Source organism: Roseateles sp. (assembly GCF_049240545.1).
Taxonomy (GTDB): domain Bacteria; phylum Pseudomonadota; class Gammaproteobacteria; order Burkholderiales; family Burkholderiaceae_C; genus Paucibacter_A.
Window position 1 is genome coordinate 1 of record NZ_JBMLSK010000128.1, and the last position, 18,679, is coordinate 18,679.

Sequence of the window (18,679 nt, forward strand, 5' to 3'; positions counted from 1 at the left end):
TGGTTGTAGCCGCAGCCGGAGAGCGTTAGCGTGGCCGTCAAAACAGTGGCTGCCAGGGCGCCGCGCTTCAGAATCGATGACATGTGAAAACCTCCTGAGAATTTTGGGAGCAGACGGAATATGAGGCCCGGCTGATCGGAATCAAGTCCGCGCGGAGTATCGCAGCGCCGCTCGCGGCCTGTCATGCACTTTCGGCGTCGATAATCACGTCCATGAACGCTCCACTCCAAAACGACACCTTTCTGCGCGCCTGCCTGCGCCAGCCCACTGACTACACCCCCGTCTGGCTGATGCGCCAAGCCGGCCGCTACCTGCCCGAGTACCGCGACACCCGCGCCAAGGCCGGCAGTTTCATGGGCCTGGCCACCAACCGCGACTACGCCACCGAGGTGACGCTGCAGCCGCTGGAGCGCTACAAGCTCGACGCCGCCATTTTGTTCAGCGATATCTTGACCGTGCCCGACGCCATGGGTTTGGGCTTGTCCTTCCAGATCGGCGAAGGCCCGAAGTTCGCCAAGGTCGTGCGCGACGAGGCCGCCGTCAATGAACTGGCCGTGCCAGACATGGACAAGCTGCGTTATGTTTTCGACGCCGTCAGCTCCATCCGCAAGGCCCTGAACGGCCGCGTGCCGCTGATCGGTTTTTCCGGCAGCCCCTGGACTCTGGCCTGCTATATGGTCGAGGGCGGCGGCTCGGACGACTACCGTCAGGTCAAGAGCCTGATGTATGCGCGTCCCGATCTGATGCACCGTATCTTGCAAATCAATGCAGATTCAGTGGCCCAGTACCTGAACGCCCAGATCGAAGCCGGCGCTCAGGCCGTGATGTTGTTCGACAGCTGGGGTGGCGTGCTGGCCGACGGCATGTTCCAACGCTTCAGCCTTGACTACTCGCGCCGCGTGCTGGCCCAGGTCAAGACCGAGCATGAAGGTCAGCGCATCCCGCGCATCCTGTTCACCAAGGGCGGCGCGCTCTGGCTGGATGAGATTGCCGATGCCGGTGCCGATGTGGTGGGCCTGGACTGGACGGCCAACCTCGGCCGCGCTCGCGCCCAGGTCGGCAGCCGCGTGGCCCTGCAAGGCAATCTGGACCCGAATGTGCTGTTCGCGCCGCCGGACGCCATCCGCGAGCAGGTGCGCTCGGTGTTGGACAGCTTTGGCAATCCGCAGCGCGCCGACGGCGGCTGGGACGGCCATGTGTTCAATTTGGGACATGGCATCAGCCAATTCACCCCGCCCGAGCATGTGACGGCCTTGGTGGACGAAGTGCACGCCCATTCGCGGCGACTGCGCGCCGGGCTTTGAAGTCAAGTGCTGGGCCGGGGCGCTTAGAGAAAAGCCGGCAAAACGTGAAGTAAGCACTTAGGGTAGAGACTTATCCCCAGAAACTTGGCAGCGAGACTGGGGCTATTTACATATTGCAGCGCATGTTCTCGTTTTCCCGATTGCGGGCTAAGTGCTTGATTTATATGAAGGCTCCCTCAGTGGTCAGCAAATCGTCGTGGATCAGCGTCTTGGGCGACAGCGGCACACCCGCCACACTCTTAGAACTTTCCCCACAAAGTTATCCACAGAATTTGTGAGCAAGTTTGAGAGTCCTTTCAAATCATGCACTTAAGCGTTAAAGCTCATTTGATACCTGATCTGAACAGCCGGTGGCAGGCATGAATGAGCCTACGCCGCCCAGCGCGGCGCTGCGAATTCGCGTGGCTGTGGATGCCCCGCAGCACAGCGGCATCAGCGGGCCTTTGGACTATTTGAGTGAGCAGGCGCTGCCGCCCGGCAGCTTGGTGCGGGTGCCGCTGGGGCGGCGTGAGTTGATGGGTATCGTCTGGCCGGGTGAGTCGGATCAAGACAGTGACCTTGCCGCCTTGCGCCCCATTCTGGGCAGCCTGGACGGTATTCCTCCCCTGAGCCCGGCCTGGTGCAGCTTGCTCGAATTTGCGGCCAGCTATTACCAGCGCAGCATTGGCGAGCTGGCGCTGTCGGTCTTGCCGCCGCAGCTGCGCGAGCTGGACGCCGCGCAGCTGAAGATGCGGCTGAAAAAGCTGGACAAATGGGCGGCCGAGCAAGCCAAGGCCGCAACAGCCGACGCCAGCAGCGCGCCCGTCAAACCCGAACTCAGCCCCGCCCAGGCCGAGGTCTTGGGCCAGTTGGACGCCTTGCTGGGCCGTGCCGAGGCGCCGCCGCCCTTGCTGCTGTACGGCGTGACCGGCAGCGGCAAGACCGAGGTTTATCTGCGCGCCGCTGAGCATGCGCTCAGCCAGGGCAAGCAGGTCTTGGTGCTGGTGCCCGAAATCAACCTGACCCCGCAGCTGGAAGCCCGCTTTGCCGAGCGCTTTGTCGGCCGCGCGATTGTGTCGCTGCACAGCGGCCTGACCCCGGCGCAGCGCCTGCGTCATTGGTTGGCCGCCCATGCGGGCCAAGCGGAGTTGGTGCTGGGCACGCGGCTGGCGGTGTTTGCTTCGATGCCGCGCTTGGGCCTGATCGTGGTCGATGAAGAACATGACCCCTCCTACAAACAGCAAGATGGCGCGCGTTATTCGGCCCGTGATCTGGCGGTCTACCGGGCGCATCAGCTGAAGATCCCGGTGATTCTTGGCTCGGCCACGCCATCCCTGGAAAGCTGGCAAAGAGCCAATGAGGGCCGCTACAAGCGCTTGGCTCTGCCGGAGCGCATCGGCGGCGGCGCCATGCCGCGCGTGCGCTTGTTCGACATGAAGACCTTGCCGCTCACCAAGGGCGTGACCACGGCCCTGACCATGCCGCTGCTGGAGGCCTTGCGCAAACGGCTGGAGCGCGGCGAGCAAAGCCTGATCTTCCTGAACCGGCGCGGCTATGCGCCGGTCTTGCACTGCGCTGAATGCAATTGGAAAAGCGATTGCCCGCATTGCAGTGCCTGGCGTGTTTTCCACAAGGGCGACCGCACGCTGCGCTGCCACCACTGCGGCTTTACCCAGCGGGTGCCCAGCGAATGCCCCACCTGCGGCAACCAAGACATTGCGCCGCTGGGGCGCGGCACCGAACGCCTGGAAGAGCAGTTGCAAGAACAACTGCCGGGCGCCCGCGTGCTGCGCATCGATGCCGATTCGACCAAGCTCAAGGGTGAGCTGGAAGCGCAGCTGCAAGCGGTGCACAGCGGCGAGGTGGACATCGTCGTCGGCACGCAAATGATCACCAAGGGCCACGACTTCCGCCGCATCACCCTGGTGGCGGCGGTCAACCCAGACGGCGCCTTGTTCAGCAGCGACTTCCGTGCGCCCGAGCGGCTTTTCGCGCTCTTGATGCAAGCCGGCGGCCGCGCCGGGCGCGACGCCGAACAGGCCGCCCGCAGCGAAATGTGGGTGCAGACCTGGCACCCCGAGCATGCGCTCTACAAAGCGCTGGCCCTGCATGACTTTGAGGCCTTTGCCAAAAGCCAGTTGGCCGAGCGCGAGTCGGCCGGCCTGCCACCGTTTGCGCATCTGGCCTTGCTGCGCGCGGAAGGGCGCACGGCCGAAGCGGCCAAGGGCTTTCTGGAGGCCGCCTCGCGCTGGGCGCGCAGCCTGCCCGAGGCCGATCAGGTGCTGGTCTACCCCAGCATCCCGATGAGTGTGGCTCGGGTGGCTAACGTCGAACGCATGCAGATGCTGGTCGAGGCCAGCAGCCGCGGCGCTTTGCAGCGACTTCTGTGGCATTGGCTGCCCGAGCTGCATGCGTTGAAGCGCGAGCACAAGGGTCTGCTGCGCTGGGCGGTGGATGTGGACCCGCTGGCGATTTAGCGACAGTGGCCTGCAAGTGCTGTCCAGCTAAGAGGGGGAGTTCGGCCCTTCTTGAGGCCAGGCGACGATGGCGCAGCCGAGCAAGTGGGCGCGCAGTTCGGCCCAGGCCGAGGTAGCCTCCCCGGGCCAGGGCTGACCTTGTTCCAGGCCTTGCGCCAGCAGCAGTTCCAAGTCCGCGGCCTTCTCGCCGGCGGCCCAGAAGCCCAGAATCAGCAGGACGCTTTTCAGGCTGTGTGCCAAGTGGTGCAGCGCCGGCCCGTCCTGTCGCTCGCAAGCCTGGTCCCCTGTGACCAAGTCGGCTGGAAACTGCGCCTGACAGGACTGAAGAAACGATTGGTAAAGCGCGGTGTTGCCGCCGAAATGATGGGCCAGAGCCTGTCGCTGCCCGGCATCGGTCAATACCTCCTGCACGCAAGCCTGTAACTGCGCCGGCGAACAAGACTTGCGCATGAAACGCCACGAGGCCCATCCCGCCATTGTTTGCGCCAGCATCTCTGGCTCAGCTTCGCTGCAGACCAGCAGCCCCGCGCTGGCGCCCGGTTGGGGCTGGGCTTGCAGTGCCTTCAATAACTCGTGATTGCAGCTGATGGGGGAGCCCAGGTCCGTGATCAGCAGATTCACCGGGGCTTCGGTGAGCAAAGCGAGGGCGCTGCGCACCGAGTGGCAGATCTGCAAGTCCAAAGGCCGGCTGGCCAAGGCCTGGGTCACGAACTGTTGCCAAGCCAGGTTGTCGTCCAGCAGGAGCAGTCGTGGTCTCATGATGCAGGCCTCAGCGCTTGTCGGCCAGTTCCCTGAGCAGGGGCGGCAAGTCCATCACCAGGCGTGGCTTGTGCACCACCGTGACGCCGCCCAAGGCGAAGGCGTAGGGCGCACGCTGTGCTTCGTCCAGCGAGGTCAACACGATCAAACGGCTGCGGGCGAACTGAGGCTGGGAGCGCAAGCTGGTGATCAGCGTCGGGCCATCAATGCCGGGCAACAAGATGTCGACGATCAAGAGCTCGGGTTGCAATTGACCAAACATGGCCAGGCCGACGATCCCGTCGCTGGCGATATGCAGTTCCAAGTTGGGGAATTGCTGCTCAATCAGCATGGCCACCAGTTTTTGAAAGTGCACGGAATCCTCGATCAGCAGCACGCGCTGCTTGGCTGATCTGGTTTCCGGGGTTTGCGGTTCCGGCGGGTTGGATTCGTTGAGCGGCATGGCGGCGCTGCCGGCGCGCCGCTCAAGCCAGGCTTCGACCGATTGTTTGTCGATGCGCCGATGTCCGCCCGGCGTCTTCCATGCGGAGAGCTCCCCCCGATCCACCATCAGTTGGATGGAGCGCACGGCCATGCCCAGGCGTCGCGCCACCTCCAAGGTGCTGTAGTCGTCTTGATGCTGCGGGTCTTTCATCGAATCCTGGCGGAGGTCTTGTGCGGTTTTGCCGATTATCACCGCTGTACTTCATCGAAAGCGTCACTTCAAACTGATGAAAATGATATCTTTGCTACACATTCAGTCTTTGCAGGAGATGATGATGAAAAAGATCTTGCTGGTCGACGACCATGCCGACATCCGGCGTCTCATCCGGATGACCTTGGAGTTTGAGGATTACGAGATCCACGAGGCGGCCGATGGCGAGTCGGCCTTGCGCATCGCTCGCGAGGTGAGGCCGGACTTCTTGTTGACCGATGTGATGATGCCGGGCGCGGTGGACGGGCTGGAGCTGTGCCGGCGCATCAAGGCCGACCCGGAGCTGCGCAGCATTCATGTGATGGTGGTCAGCGCGCGCGGCCAAGCGCGCGATCGTGAGGCGGGTCATCTTGCCGGCGCCGACACCTACCTGGTCAAGCCTTTCAGTCCGCTGCAATTGATCGACAGCTTGTCTCAGCTGTGGCTGGCCGAGTGAGGGTTGGAGGCATCATGTTCAGCGACACCCTTCCCGCCGCCAGCGGCAGCAAAGTTTTCGATGAAGCCGCCACCGCCCAGATGGAGTGCATCATTGCCGATCTGGGACGTCTGTATCAGGAGCGCAACCAGGCCTTGAGAGAGGTGGCTCGTGCGCACCACGATGCGCTGCTGCGCCTGTCGATGGCGGCCGAGTTTCGAGACGATGACACCGGTGTTCACATCATGCGTATCGGCTTCATGGCGGAGGCCGTGGCCTTGTTGGCCGGTCAGTCGCGCAGCTATGCGCAGATGTTGCGCCGCGCTGCGCCGATGCATGACATTGGCAAGATCGGGGTGCCCGATGCGGTGCTGAAGAAGCCCGGAGCCTACACGCCGCAGGAGCGCCAGGTGATGAACCAGCACCCCTTGATCGGGGCGCAGATTCTGGGGCGCTCGCGGGTCCCTTTGTTCAAGATGGCCGCTGAGGTGGCCATGACCCACCATGAACGCTGGGATGGCAGCGGATATCCGGTGGGTTTGGCGGGCGAGGCGATTCCCTTGTGCGGCCGCATTGTCGGCGTGGTCGACTACTTCGATGCCTTGACCATGGACCGTTGCTACCGGCCGGCGCTCGCCGACGACGTCGCGCTGCAGATGCTGAAGGACCAGCGGGGGCTGGCCTTCGATCCCATGCTGGTCGACCTGATGGTCGAGCATGTGGATGCGCTGATCGACTTGCGCGAGCGCATCAACCGCGAGCCGCCGAGCTTTGAGTCGCTGGTCGACGCCACAGATTGACCCAGTTTCGAGCATCGATTCAACAGGGCTTGATGACATGAAGACCGCCATTCCCGCTGACACCTTGTGGCCGGTTGACCCGGCTGCGCAGGGCCTTTTTCGCCCCGCGGTTTGGGCGGCGGCCTTGCTTGTGGGTGGGCTTGCCTTGCTCTTGCTGTTGGCGCCGCAAACCATCTTGACGCTGCTTCCAGACCTGAGTCTGGCGACGACCAGACCTTGGGCGCAAGGCGGTCTCTTGATGTCCTGGTTGACACTGGTGACCTTGGCCCACCGCCCGGATCAGCGCGTCCAACAAGCCTTGGATGCCGCTCACCGGCGTTTGGCCCAACGAGAGCAAGAACAGCGCGCCCTGCTGCGCAGTTTGCATGCGCTGGTTTTTCGGGTCGACGCGGCGGGCGTGCTGATCGATGTCAATGCCCGGTGGTCACGCCTTAGCTCGCAACAACTGGACCACTTCGTGGGCAAGCGTTTGGTGGATCTAGTGGCCTCAGGAGATCAGGCTCAGGTGCAGGCCTTGCTGAGCCCCGAGCCCGTTGGTGACGTTAGCGGCGCCTTGGGCTTGGAGCGAAAGATGGAGGTGTCCTTGAAAGCCGCCGACGGTCGCCTGTATCGCTACGAATTGGCGCTGCTGCCTGTCTATGAAGCTGGAACCTTGTCGGGCTTTGCGGGCAGCGCCGTCGATGTCAGCGAGCGTTTTGAAGCGCAGCGGCAGTTGCAGCAGCAGTTGGCCTTCTCGGCCTTGCTGCAGGAAATCAGTCCGCTGCCCGTCTCGATGTTCGATGCCCAGCGGCGCTACGTCACCGTCAATCACGCCTGGGAAGAATTCATGGGGCTCAGGCTCTCGCAGGTGGCAGGCTGCCGAGTCGGCCTGACCTTGCCGAAAGAGGAACAAACTTTGCATGCCGAGCAAGACGCGCATCTGCTGCGTCATGGCGGCCGCCTCAGCTATGAAACGCAGTTGCTGCGCCATGATGGGGTGCGCCGCGACATGCTGATCACCAAGGTGTTGGTACCCGATCAGGCCGGCGGCGCGGCGGGCATCTTGTGCACCTTGATGGATGTCACCGATTTCCGCGCGGCCGAGCGGGCGACGCGGCTGGCTCGCGATGAAGCCCAGGAGGCCTCACGCGCCAAGTCCGAGTTCATTGCCAATATCAGCCATGAGTTGCGCACCCCCTTGCAGGCGATTCTGGGCTTCTCCGAACTGGGCCTGGTGCGTGCGCGCGCCGACCCCAAGTTGGCCGGCATGTTTGGCGATGTTCATGCCGCCGGACAACGCATGTTGGCCTTGGTCAACGATTTGCTGGACGTGTCCAAGATCGAGAGCTCGGTCGGTACTTTCGATCTTGAGACTTGCGATCTGCGCGGCTTGGTGCAGGCGGTGCTGCAGGAGTTGGAGCCCTTGATGTCGCGCAGAAGCTTGCGCCTGTCCACGCGCATGCCGATGCAGCCGCTGTTCGCCAAGGTGGACCCCTTGCGCTTCCAGCAGGTGATCCGCAATGTGCTGGCCAATGCGATCAAGTTCTCACCAGACGCGGCGGTCATCGATGTGGTGGCAGGCGCGAACGAACCGGGCGAGATCCGCATCAGCGTCTCCGACCGGGGTCCAGGCATTCCTGCGGGCGAAACAGATCAGATCTTCGATGCCTTTGTGCAATCCAGCCAAACCAAGGATGGTTCGGGCGGCACCGGCCTGGGGCTGGCCATTTGCCGCAAGATCGTCGAGGTGCACAAGGGTCGCATCTATGCGGAGAACCGCAGCGGCGGAGGGGCGACCTTCCACCTCCTATTGCCGCAGCGCCAAGCGGGGGACACCCAGCTGAGTTCGCTGCTCTGAGTTCAGCGCAGCGAACTCAGCGGCCTGCCGCCTTGGGGTCGCCGAGGTGGTGGCGAAGCCATTGGCGCATTTCCCATTGCACATGACCGACCGATTCGCGGGCCGTGTAGCCATGAGCTTCGAGAGGCAGGGAAACATAACGCGCTGTGCCACCGGTGCCAACCAAGGCTTGGTAAAGCCGTTCGCTCTGCATGGCCGGTGTGCCGGAGCGGTTATCCGCTTCGCCATGGATCAGCAGCAGCGGCTCCTTGAGTTGATTGGCATACAAGAAGGGCGAAAGCTTGAGATACGTGTCCCGGGCATCCCAGAGGGAGCGGCGTTCGCTTTGGAAGCCGAAGGGCGTGAGCGTGCGGTTGTAAGCGCCGCTGCGGGCAATGCCAACCTTGAACAAATCGGTGTGGGCGAGCAGATTGACCGTCATGAAAGCACCGTAGCTGTGGCCGCCTATGGCCATGCGCTTGGGGTCGCTGACGCCCAGCTCTTCGGCCTTGTCGATGATGGCGCGCGCGCTCATGGTGATCTGCTCGACAAACTCGTCATTGACGGTTTTTGCATCCCCGACGATAGGCATGGTGGCGTCGTTCAGCACCACATAGCCCTCCAAGGCCAGCAGTACCGGGCTGATGCCGCTGAAATTGGCGAAGCGGTTCGGCGAGCCGCTGACCTGGCCGGCCAGGGCCGCGTCATGGAACTCCAGCGGGTAGGCCCAAACCAAGGTCGGTCGAGCCTCGCCTTCCTTGTAGTCCGGCGGCAGATACATCCAGAAGGACATCTCCACCCCGTCCCCGCGTTTGAACTGCACCAACTCGCGGCGAATCTTGCGCAGGACCGGCGGTGTTGCGGGCGGACGTGTCAGGCTCAAACCGGCACCGCCGGCGCTATTTGCAGTTGCGGCCAGCGGGTGGAGATGAAGGCTGGGCGCACTGTGGGTGCTTTCCTGCAGCGTCAGTAACTGACCATTCAGCAGGTCCACCGGCTGTTCATAGACTTTGTCACTGGACTGGAACAGGCGTTGCGCATTGCCATCCCGCAGCGAAACCCTGTCCAAGAAGGGGCGATCCCCTTTGGGGCTGGCCCCTTGCCCCAACATCAGCAGCCCGCCGCCCTGGGTTTGGGCCAGCGCTCGCCCTCGCCTTGATTCGGTCCGCATCAAAGGCGTGCCGGGGTGGCGGTAGCGCTCGCGCAGCGCATGCTCAAACAAGACACTGACATTGCCGCCGCGCAAGGTCAGCAAGTAGCTGCGGGTGATGGCGCGCAGCGGGTCTTCTTCGCTCAGCAAAGCGTGCTGGCCATCATCGAGGAAGCGCATGCCGCTGAAACGAAAGGGAATGCGCAGCAGCTCTTGCGCTTCCCCGGTGTAAGGCGGATCCAAACGCATCAGACGGTCGCGGTGCGGCGCCCGTTGGTTCGGGTTGCCACCGTCCAGGGCCTCGACCCAGAACACCGCGCCATCGCGGTTTGGGGAGGCATAGAACACGCGCGGTCCGGCCAGCACGCCGTTGATCGCCACGCCGCGCTTGAGCGGCAGGCGCGCCACCTCGCGGAGCACCGAGCCATCGGCCCGCCGCACCTCGACGACCTGGGGGAAATCGTCCCAGGTCAGGCTGTAACTGAAGGGGCGGGTGATGCGCTCGGTCAGCAATGTCTCGTCGTCACCGATGCTGGCGACGCTGAAGAACAGGGCCGGCGCGCCCAGCTTCTGTGTTCGCAGTGTTTGCAGGTTCACCCGGGTCAGTTGCGACAGGCCGTGATGGTCCAACAAATTCTCGTCGTGGGGTGAGCTGAGCAAGTCGGCGTAGGTGCGTTCCGGCGAAGCGCGGCCGCTGCTTTCTCGCACCACCGGCGAGGCCGGGACCAGCGGCTCCCGTGGCGCGCGCCCCCGCTTGTCTGGCACCGCCAGCAACACCAACTCGTGCGGACTGAGCCAGGCCATTTCCCCCTGGCTGAGCGCATTGTTCAGACGCAAGCCGCCGACGCGGCGAAGCTCCGTGCTATCGGTCGAGCCCACCCAGAGTTCATTGATCTTGTCGCCGCGCCGCTCCAGCAAGAAGCGCTGCCCATCGGGCGACCAACTGAAGCTGTGAAACCAGCCCTTGTCTTGTTGGTTGAGCCGGGCCAGGTCGAAGACGCGTTCGGGGGCTTTGGGATCCAAGAGCGGGCGCAAACGCAAGCTCTGGATCGCCGGGGTTTGGCTGGGCTGGCCGGTGGCCTCATCGAAACGAAGTCCGGCGAGCTTGCGGGTCGGGCGCGCCAGCTCGGCGAGGCTGTTGAAGCGGCGTGTTTCCACCAGCGCCAGAGTCTGCCGGTCCGGCGAGATCTGGTGTCTGGGCAAGGCTGGGGCGTCCAGCACTTCTCGCACCGTCTTGCTGGGTTCTTGGTAGACCGTGCGTTGCGGTGCCGCCTGCAGGCCAAGGCCGCAAAACGCGACAGCAAGCCCGAGCAGGGTTCGGGCGGGGCGGAGACTGAAGCGGTGAGGCACGGTGGTGGGACGAAGCAGAGGGCCGCAAAGCGTATCAGATCAGGACAGCGGGTTGGGCCCGTGTGTCGAACTCAGCCGCCAGGCCAGCAGGGAAAAACTGAGGAAGGCCAGCATGGTGGACGCAAGAATGATGCGCGCGACGCGGCCATTGTCGGCGCCATAGCGTTCCGCCAGCAGTGAGACATTGCTGGCGCTGGGCAAAGCGGCGGCCAGGGTCAGCACCGTCAACTCAAAGCTACCCAAGGGGGCGCCCAGGGCCTGCAGGGCCCAGCCGATACAGAAGACCAGTGCGGGGTGCACGATCAACTTGAGCAAAGCCACCGGCAGGTAAAGGACCACTGGCGTGCGACTGTGCGCGTGTTGCCCGGCTCGCCACAGCACGGCCCCGATGGTGAACAAGGCCACCGGCGTGGCGGCATCTCCCAGCATCTTGATCACGCTGGCCAAGGGCGCCGGCAGGCTCCACCCCAAGGCCGCCAAGCTCAATCCTGCGGCAATCGACCAAGGCAGTGGGTTGGAAAGGGCACCCCGCATGGCCTGCCACCCTGCTGCCCGAGCATTGCCGGGGCCCGCATCATGGGCGCGTGCCAAGGCGATGCACAGCGAACTGGTGAAGAACAAGTCGATCAAGATGGTGCAGATCACCGGCCCCGCCGCAGCTTCGCCCAACAAGGCGACCAATAAGGGCACGCCCATGAAGCCGGTGTTGGGGAAGGCCGCCACCAGCGCGCCAAAGGCTGCGTCTTTCAGACCCACGCGGGAAGAGCGCGTGAGGGCAATGGTCAAGGCCACCATGCCGATGGCGCCGAGCAGATAGATGCCCAGCACCAGCGGGTTCAACAGGGTCGTTAAAGGCGTGTTGAAGCCGAAGCGAAACAGCATGCAGGGCAGGGCGAAAAACAAGACAAAGCCATTCAAACCGGGGATCGCCGCCTCGGCCAACAGGCCTCGCTGGGCCGCCAGATAGCCACACAAGACCAGGGCAAAAAAGGGCAGGGTGACGGAGAAGATGGCGTGCATGACCGGCGCAGTATCTCAAGCGTCGCTTGCTGGCGCCTGAAAGCCTGCATTGCATGTGCAGGGCCGAGAATTCAAAGCCGAGCGTGAGCGATTCCGCATCACCCCTGAGTTACGGGGGCTGCCAAGAGGCGGAAAAGGCGGCGCTTCCTCTACCATCTCGGCATAAACCCTATGCGCATGCCCGAACTTGCTCTCCCCCCTCCCGCGTCCCAAGCTTTGTTGCGCGAAGGCGCAGCCCTGGGCGTCTGGCGCTTGTGCGCGGCCTTGCATGGCCGTGAAGCGACCCCCAATGGCCAGTGGTACAGCGCCAAACATGCGCTGGCCGCCGATCAGCGCTGCAATGTCTTGGTTTTGCCGCGCAGCGAGCGGGCGGCCGGCATCATGTTGCGCTTTGGCGATTTGGCGGGGGAGTTGGGCCATTTGATGCACCCGGTCATCAAGGTGCCCACCGACAGCGGCGTGACCAACGATGGTCAGCCCTACATGATTTTTGGCGCGGCGGAGGGTCAGCCCATCGTCCGCGCCTGCACTTCGCTGCCCTTGCGCGAGCGTTTGCAATTGATCGTGTCGCTTTGTGACGCCCTGCGTTATGCGCACCAGCAAGGCTGGTTGCTGGCCGAGATCGACCCCGCCCTGCTGTGGGTCAGCACCGACCGAACTCTCAGCTTGATGGGCATGGGGCTGTTGCCCATGCCAGACCCTGCCGACCCCTTTGAACGCGGCCAGGGCCTCGGCTCTGCACCTGGTTTTGCCAGCCCTGAAGCCTTGGCGGGAGACCCGCCCAGTCTGGTCAGCGAGGTCTATGGTGTCGGCGCCTTGATGTGCCTCTTGATTGATGGCCGTTTGCCCAGCCAGTTCGGCGCCGATCCGGAGGCCGCCTCTCCAGCGGCCTCCTGGCCGGGTTTGTCGGCCGTGGAGCGGTTCAGCCTGGACGCGCTCTGCGCAAAGGCGGTGGCGCCGCGTGCGGATCGTCGCCATGCCGGCGTTGAGGCCTTGGCCGAAGACCTGCGGGCTTGGCTGGCGGGAGAGAATCACTCGGCATTGGCCTTGACGCCCATGCCCAGCACCTCGACCGCAATGGCGCAGGAGTCGGAACTCCCCGTTTGGCCGCCCAAGGTGCATCCCGTTAAGCGCTTGGCGCAAACCGTGATGCTGGTGCTCGGGTTTGCCGGTCTGACTTCTGGGGCTTGGTTCGGTGTGCAGGCCTGGCAGCAGCGATCGCCAGACTCGAGCTCGGCGCAGCGCCTGGCGGGGCCAACCGAGGTCAAGGCGCCTACAGCGCCCGTCCATGAGCCTGCCAAGGTGGCAAACCGACCTAAGCTTGAGACGGCCGCCCCGATCAAACCGGCCGTAACGACATCCGCCGCCGCGGCGCCCTCCATGCCGATGCCGGCCCCGAAAGCCACAGTGGCTCAGCCAGCCAAGCCTCAGGTCACGCCCCCAGCCGCAGACCAGTCGCGCGGCCAGGAGAAGGCCGCCAGCGAGCCTGAGGTGAGGTAAGTCCCCACCACCGGGACGCGCGGCATGAACTAGGCTGCTTGCGCGCCGGGCCGACCCGCCTCGACAGCAAAACGAGCCAACACATCGACCCGGCTGGCTGCATCCCAAGGGTCGCGCACACTGTGCAAGGCGGCATCCAAGCCTTGGGGCTGCAGCTTGAAGCTCATATAGCCGCGTTGGTCGCTGCGGCCATAGCGAAAATGCGGGTTATGTCCCATCGCTCCAGCCACACGCGCTTGATCCAAGCCCTGGCTGCTGATCGATGTGCCACAGAATTCAGTAGCCAGCACCGGGCTGGCCGGATCGGCAAAGTCCAGTTTCAAGTCCGCCACGTAATGGGCATGGACATCACCCCCCAAGACCACGGCGTTTTGCACTTGCGCGGCCTGCATATCGCGCAAGAGGCGTTGGCGCGCCATGGGATAGCCGTCCCAGCCGTCCGTCCAGTAGATCGGACTCTTCTCTGAGTTGGGCTCCCAATTCATGCGAGCCATCAGCGTTTGCTGCGCCAGCAAATTCCAGGGGCGACTGCGGTCCCAACTTTGCGCGAGGCGCAGTTCTTGGGCCGCACCGAGCATGCTGCGGCGTGGATCCAAAAAGTCCGGGCATTCCTTTAACGACTGGGTGTTGGAGCCGCCGCGACCCGGCTTGGGGCAGACCTGAGGGTCGCGCCATTGACGATCATCCACGGTGATGATGCGTGCCAAGTCACCCCAATCAAAGCGATTGAAGAGCCGGAGATCGGCCCCGCGCGGGCGCATCGCCTGGGTGAAGGGCATGTGCTCCCAATAGGCCTTGGCCGCCGCGATGCGGCGTTGAGGGAAGTCCGCCTCCAGGCCTTGTGACTGATCGCCGGCCCAGTCGTTGTCGACCTCATGGTCATCCCAAATGATGATCCAGGGTGCGCGCGCATGCATCGCTTGCAGGGCGGGGTCGCTTTTGTACTGGGCATAACGCTGGCGATAGTCGGACAGGCTGCGGCACAGTCCGCCCTGGTGCACGCGCGGCGACGGCCCGCTGGCCGAGGCATTGGAGACGGCGGCGTTCTCGTAGATGTAGTCGCCCATGAAGAGCACCAGATCCAGGTCTTGCTTCGCCATATCGGCCCAGGCGGCATAACGGCCATGGTCCCAGCGTTGGCAGGAGGCGATGGCAAAGCGCAGTTGCTGCACCTTGGCGTCGCCGGCCGGCGCTGTACGGGTGCGGCCCAGCTGGCTGCGCGCACCCAAAGCAGTGAAGCGGTACCAGTACCAACGATCCGGCTTCAGGCCGCTGGGCTCGGCATGCACGCTATGGGCATCTTCAAGTAGGGCTTGCTCAGTACCGCGGGCCGCGATGCGCGTGAAGGCCTCGTCCTCGGCCATCTCCCAGTGCACCTCGGTTTGGGTAGGCAAATCAGGGCCGGTCAGGCGCGTCCACAGCACCAAGCCGTCCGCCCGCGGGCAGCCCGAGGCCAAGCCCAAGGCGAAGCGCTCGGCCGGGTCTGCCGCAAAAGCGTGGCGGATGAAAAGAGGGGCACTGCCGGCGGCCAAAACGGCTTTCAGCAGATGGCGACGCTGCGAGGTTCGCAAGTGACTAGGCATAAGAGTTGGGGGATTGGCGAAGGTGCGGAGATCGCTTTTGCAACTTGTTCTTCCATCGCAAGAATGGGCTCTCCACAAAAACTAGTGATGCGAGAGAGATCACGATGGTGAGGCTGATACTTGCGAGGAAAAAAAGTGCGGCGTGGCTGCCCGGAAGGTAATCCATTTTTTTGAAAATTTTGGCCGTGAAGCTAAGTATGGGAAGGTGGTAGATGTATATGCCATAGGAGAGCAGCCCAAGGATTCTCAGAGGCGCGGACTCAAGTATTGATTTCAGCGATTTTGCGAACGGCGCTGTGCAGATCAATAGGCTGAGCAATATGGGGATGTAAGGCAGATTGTAGTGTCCGTAGGGTATCTTTAGCCATTCATCGATAGGGGTCGACATCACTAGGAGTGTGGCGATGAGGCAAAACCAAGAAATGAGAGCTGAAAAACGCCTTACTGCAGAATTGTTTTCGGTGATCGCCAGAAAAAATCTTGCGGCCAGAATACCCAGAATAAAGTGAGGTAGATGTGCCAATAAGGAGTATTGAAGGATCGGGCTGATCGCTGCTTGCTCAGGAACAGCGTTTTGGCTTGTTGCCAGGAAATAGGTCAGCATATAGCCGAGCAGCCCAATACCAATAAACAGAGCCACGCTGATTTGGGGGCTTAGTCTTCTAAACGCAAAGAAAACCAGCGGTAGCAGCAGATAGAACTGCATTTCTACCGCGATGGTCCAAAATGGCGGGTTGATGGCAAAGATTGACCATTCGGTAAAGTTGAGTGCCATCAGTAAATGCAGGCCGAGAATGGCAATCCCTTGCTCCTTCGTCCAAAGCTGATTCAGGAGCGCAAGCGATAGCAGGCAAACATAGTAGGCAGGAAGAATTCTGGCAATTCGGTTGATGAAATAGTTCGAGACATCCGGGTGGTTTGCCCCTGTTAGCTTGGCGCGCCAGAAGGGCAGGCTGAGAAGCATGCCGCTGAGTGAAAAGAAAAGGGCAACGCCGATATTGCCGTTTTCCAAGAATCGGCTCAGATCGAAATAGCCAAACTCCGCCTTGACTTGTGCAATTTGGTTAAAGTGAACACCAAATACAAGCAAACAGGCAAGACCACGAAGCCCGTCCAAGCTCGGAATTTTTTCACTGAGTGGGACAGGCGCGTACGCTTGGGCAGGTGTGGCCGGCATGTTTGCTGGCGTGGCGGGTGATTCTGGGCTTTCAGCGGTTTTGAGGTGGCGTTTGAAACTGCTGGCGTAGAGGGCCAAAGAACTGCCCGCCAGCATGTAAGCCAAGACCAAGTCGTTTCGATTGTTGAACAAGCCCAGGGCCAGATAGGCAATCGTCGACAGTTGAAGCATCCAGGCGGCATGCGCCTGCCATTGGCCGGCCAATTTGGACTGAGTCAAACTCTGCAAGCGCAGCACACTGGCAAACAGCAGCAGGTAAAGGCCCAGGCCAATAAACCCTGCCTCGGCCACCATTTGCAAATAGCTGTTTCTTGCGCCTCCTGACTCTGCTTCGGCGCTGTAAACCTGAGACCAGTAGGGGAAGTTACCCGGCCCGACGCCGAAGAGCGGTTTGTCCTTGGCGATTTCCCATGCCGCATGCCAAAGCGCCAGGCGTCCTTGGATGGTGGACTGGTCAAGTCCAGCGGTGGCGTGGCTCGCTTGGTCATTCCACAGAACGCTGAAACGGTCCACGAAGTCATCCGCACTCGACAGGAAAAGTGCCAACACGGCCAGTAGACCAGCCAAGAAAGTGAGACGCCATTTGTGATTCTTGAGGCGCAAGACGGCTTGGATGGTGAACACGGCGATCATCACCGCTGCGGCCACGCCCGCGTTGCGATTCTGGGTCAAGCCAAAGTAGACGAGTAAGGCAAAGCCCGTGGCAGCAAAAGCGAGTTTGGCCATTGAATTGCGGGCCAACAAGGCCCCCAGCCCAGCGAGCGGAATCGCCATGACCAACAGACTGGCGGTGTAGCTCTCAAGATGAACCCCGTCCCTGCCGAGCAAAATGGCGCGGCCAAGGATGGCCAGGCAAGCCACCGCTGCCATGACAAGGACTTGACGTCTTTCTTGCATCCAATGGGCCGCCAAGGTGAAGAATACGGCGGCCTGAAAATAAGTGGATGGATCCAGGCGTGGGAAGGGCCCCCAGGGCGTGCCTTGTGAAAGTGCAATCAAGAGGCAGAGCAAGAGCCACAAGAACAGGGCCGCGGCGAGAAACTTGACGGCCAAGAGCCTGTCATAAGCTGCATCGAACGCCTGTTTGGGCGAGAGCAACCAAGCGCCAAGGCTCAGCAGAGCAATGCCGTCGCTCAGGCGAAGCTTCAGGGCAATGTCGTACTGGGTGCCGTTTGTAGAGGTGGAGTAGGTCAGCAGCAAGAATACCCAGAGCCCAAGACCTGCCTGGCGAGGTGCAGCCAAAAGCGCAAGACAGCCCAGGCACCAGTAGGCAAGCCAGGCTGGATGCGTTTGCAGTTGGTGCCCAGTCCAGGCAATGTAGGCAGTGAAGCCGACAACGCACGCGCTGAAAGCCAGTTCCAGGATTCTGTTTCCGTCATTGACTTGCGCGGGGCTGTGTTGGGCGGTGGATGCAGCGGATCCGCTTCTGCGGCCCGCCGTTGGGGCCGCTGAGCGCTCGGCCTTGCTGTACGCCAGCGCAAAGGGAAACAAGACCAGAACGATCGCCAGCGAGTTGGTATCGCCCTGTGCATGCATGACAAACACCCGCAGCAACTCCAGCAGCACCATCAGCAGCAAGACCGAGAAGAGCCAGGCTTTCGGGCTTCTCTGCACGACCTTGGAAGAAAACCCGGCCCAGATCAAAGAGCCCAAGGCAAGTGCTTGGTAGGCGGATGGCGGAATCTCTCGGGTCACCGAGTGCCACAGCAAGGCCGAGAAGGGGGTGAACGTGAACCCAGCAGCGCCGGCTTGACCGCGTGAAATGGTCAGTATCGTCAAGGTGTACATGAGCAAAGCCAGCACCAACAGCGGCCACTCTTGCTGCTTGCGACTCCAGGGCGCCACCTTGAGGCTGAGTGCCAGCCCCAGGCAAATGCCGACCATGGTTTCGCGTCGCAGTGCGCCATAGGGCACGAGGACTTCGAGAAGCAACACGACACATCCCGCAGCCAACAAGGTGAGTCCATTGCGCGGGTGCAGGCGCAAGCGCATCAGGGCCATGCCTCCGAGCAAGGCCGCCATGCAATGCTCAACCAGCCTTTGTAATTCGAAGGGGGGGGCATAGACCGCCGACTTGATGTGTTCGCGCAAAAGTCCGATGTCCAGTGTCGGCACAAAGGGAAACGACTCGTAGGTCAACCACAGCAAGAGCAGCACGATGGCAAACTTGTCTTGCCCCCCCTCTGAAGCAAGCGCAAGGCGCTGAATTTGAGGCCCGGCGAATCGATGCACCAGCATGCCGCCGAGCAGGCCCACGGTGTTCCAAATCACATCGGCCAAGGAAGCGGTGCGCTCCGGGATATCGAGTTGCAGGTATTGGAGACCGACCCCCAGGGTCATTACAGACAAAAGGCCGGACCAGGCACGCCCTTGCGCCGAGGCAAAACGTGCGCACAGACCCAGGCCCAGTGGTACGAAGAGCAAGAAGTTATCAACGGCGTCAGCCTGATTGGTAAAGGGGTTCCATTCCAGCAGCAGGTCTTGCCAGGGGCGAGCCGAGCTTTGGAAATTGAAAGGGAACAAGGACCCGTAGATGATGAACAGCGCATTGGCCCAGATGAAGATCGACCAGCCCCCTAAGTGCTTGGCGTTCATCTCGAAGTGGGCGGAGCTTGCTGTAGGAGCGGAGGCTTGATGCATATCGAGCTTTTGTGG

13 protein-coding genes are annotated in these 18,679 nt (G+C 62.3%); 6 read left to right on the forward strand and 7 right to left on the reverse strand.

What is annotated here, in order from left to right:
• On the reverse strand, positions 1-185 hold a 185-nt coding region (locus ACOVRJ_RS08400), incomplete at its 3' end, for a hypothetical protein (protein WP_422043423.1).
• 27 nt (positions 186-212) lie between these two features.
• Here ACOVRJ_RS08400 and hemE point away from each other — a divergent pair.
• Positions 213-1,304 carry a uroporphyrinogen decarboxylase gene (gene hemE, locus ACOVRJ_RS08405; protein ID WP_422043424.1) on the forward strand — a complete coding sequence of 364 codons (1,092 nt, stop codon included), beginning with the start codon at positions 213-215 and terminating at the stop codon, positions 1,302-1,304.
• Between the two features lie 359 nt (positions 1,305-1,663).
• Positions 1,664-3,760 (forward strand): primosomal protein N', encoded by a 2,097-nt coding sequence (locus ACOVRJ_RS08410; protein WP_422043425.1) that lies wholly within the window; start codon positions 1,664-1,666, stop codon positions 3,758-3,760.
• Positions 3,761-3,787: 27 nt separating this feature from the next.
• Here ACOVRJ_RS08410 and ACOVRJ_RS08415 read toward each other — a convergent pair whose 3' ends face one another.
• Positions 3,788-4,519 (reverse strand): Hpt domain-containing protein, encoded by a 732-nt coding sequence (locus ACOVRJ_RS08415; protein WP_422043426.1) that lies wholly within the window; start codon positions 4,517-4,519, stop codon positions 3,788-3,790.
• 10 nt (positions 4,520-4,529) lie between these two features.
• Positions 4,530-5,153: a response regulator gene (locus tag ACOVRJ_RS08420; RefSeq protein ID WP_422043427.1), complete on the reverse strand. Its 624-nt coding sequence runs from the start codon at positions 5,151-5,153 to the stop codon at positions 4,530-4,532.
• A gap of 124 nt (positions 5,154-5,277) precedes the next feature.
• Between ACOVRJ_RS08420 and ACOVRJ_RS08425 the strand changes: the two genes are divergently transcribed.
• The 3 genes from ACOVRJ_RS08425 to ACOVRJ_RS08435 are packed head-to-tail and all read left to right on the forward strand — an operon-like array spanning position 5,278 to position 8,265.
• Positions 5,278-5,649: a response regulator transcription factor gene (locus ACOVRJ_RS08425; protein ID WP_422043428.1), complete on the forward strand. Its 372-nt coding sequence runs from the start codon at positions 5,278-5,280 to the stop codon at positions 5,647-5,649.
• A 14-nt stretch (positions 5,650-5,663) separates the two neighbouring features.
• Positions 5,664-6,428, forward strand: a complete 765-nt coding sequence (locus tag ACOVRJ_RS08430; protein WP_422043429.1) for an HD-GYP domain-containing protein — start codon at positions 5,664-5,666, stop codon at positions 6,426-6,428.
• A 37-nt stretch (positions 6,429-6,465) separates the two neighbouring features.
• Positions 6,466-8,265, forward strand: coding sequence for a PAS domain-containing sensor histidine kinase (locus ACOVRJ_RS08435; RefSeq protein ID WP_422043430.1), 1,800 nt, complete (start codon positions 6,466-6,468; stop codon positions 8,263-8,265).
• Between the two features lie 16 nt (positions 8,266-8,281).
• Here ACOVRJ_RS08435 and ACOVRJ_RS08440 read toward each other — a convergent pair whose 3' ends face one another.
• Together ACOVRJ_RS08440 and ACOVRJ_RS08445 are read right to left on the reverse strand one after the other, a co-directional pair.
• A complete protein-coding gene (locus tag ACOVRJ_RS08440) occupies positions 8,282-10,744 on the reverse strand; it encodes an alpha/beta hydrolase family protein (protein WP_422043431.1) in 2,463 nt (820 codons plus the stop codon).
• Positions 10,745-10,783: 39 nt separating this feature from the next.
• Positions 10,784-11,764 carry an AEC family transporter gene (locus ACOVRJ_RS08445; protein WP_422043432.1) on the reverse strand — a complete coding sequence of 327 codons (981 nt, stop codon included), beginning with the start codon at positions 11,762-11,764 and terminating at the stop codon, positions 10,784-10,786.
• 177 nt (positions 11,765-11,941) lie between these two features.
• On the opposite strand from ACOVRJ_RS08445, the gene ACOVRJ_RS08450 reads away from it, so the two are divergent.
• Positions 11,942-13,264, forward strand: coding sequence for a hypothetical protein (locus tag ACOVRJ_RS08450; RefSeq protein WP_422043433.1), 1,323 nt, complete (start codon positions 11,942-11,944; stop codon positions 13,262-13,264).
• Positions 13,265-13,293: 29 nt separating this feature from the next.
• On the opposite strand, the gene ACOVRJ_RS08455 is transcribed toward ACOVRJ_RS08450, so the two are convergent.
• Positions 13,294-14,847 (reverse strand): alkaline phosphatase D family protein, encoded by a 1,554-nt coding sequence (locus ACOVRJ_RS08455; protein WP_422043434.1) that lies wholly within the window; start codon positions 14,845-14,847, stop codon positions 13,294-13,296.
• Entirely contained in the window at positions 14,840-18,664 is a 3,825-nt protein-coding gene (locus ACOVRJ_RS08460; RefSeq protein ID WP_422043435.1) for an acyltransferase family protein, read from the reverse strand. The genes ACOVRJ_RS08455 and ACOVRJ_RS08460 overlap by 8 nt, the downstream gene beginning before the upstream one ends.
• Between the last annotated feature and the right edge of the window lie 15 nt (positions 18,665-18,679).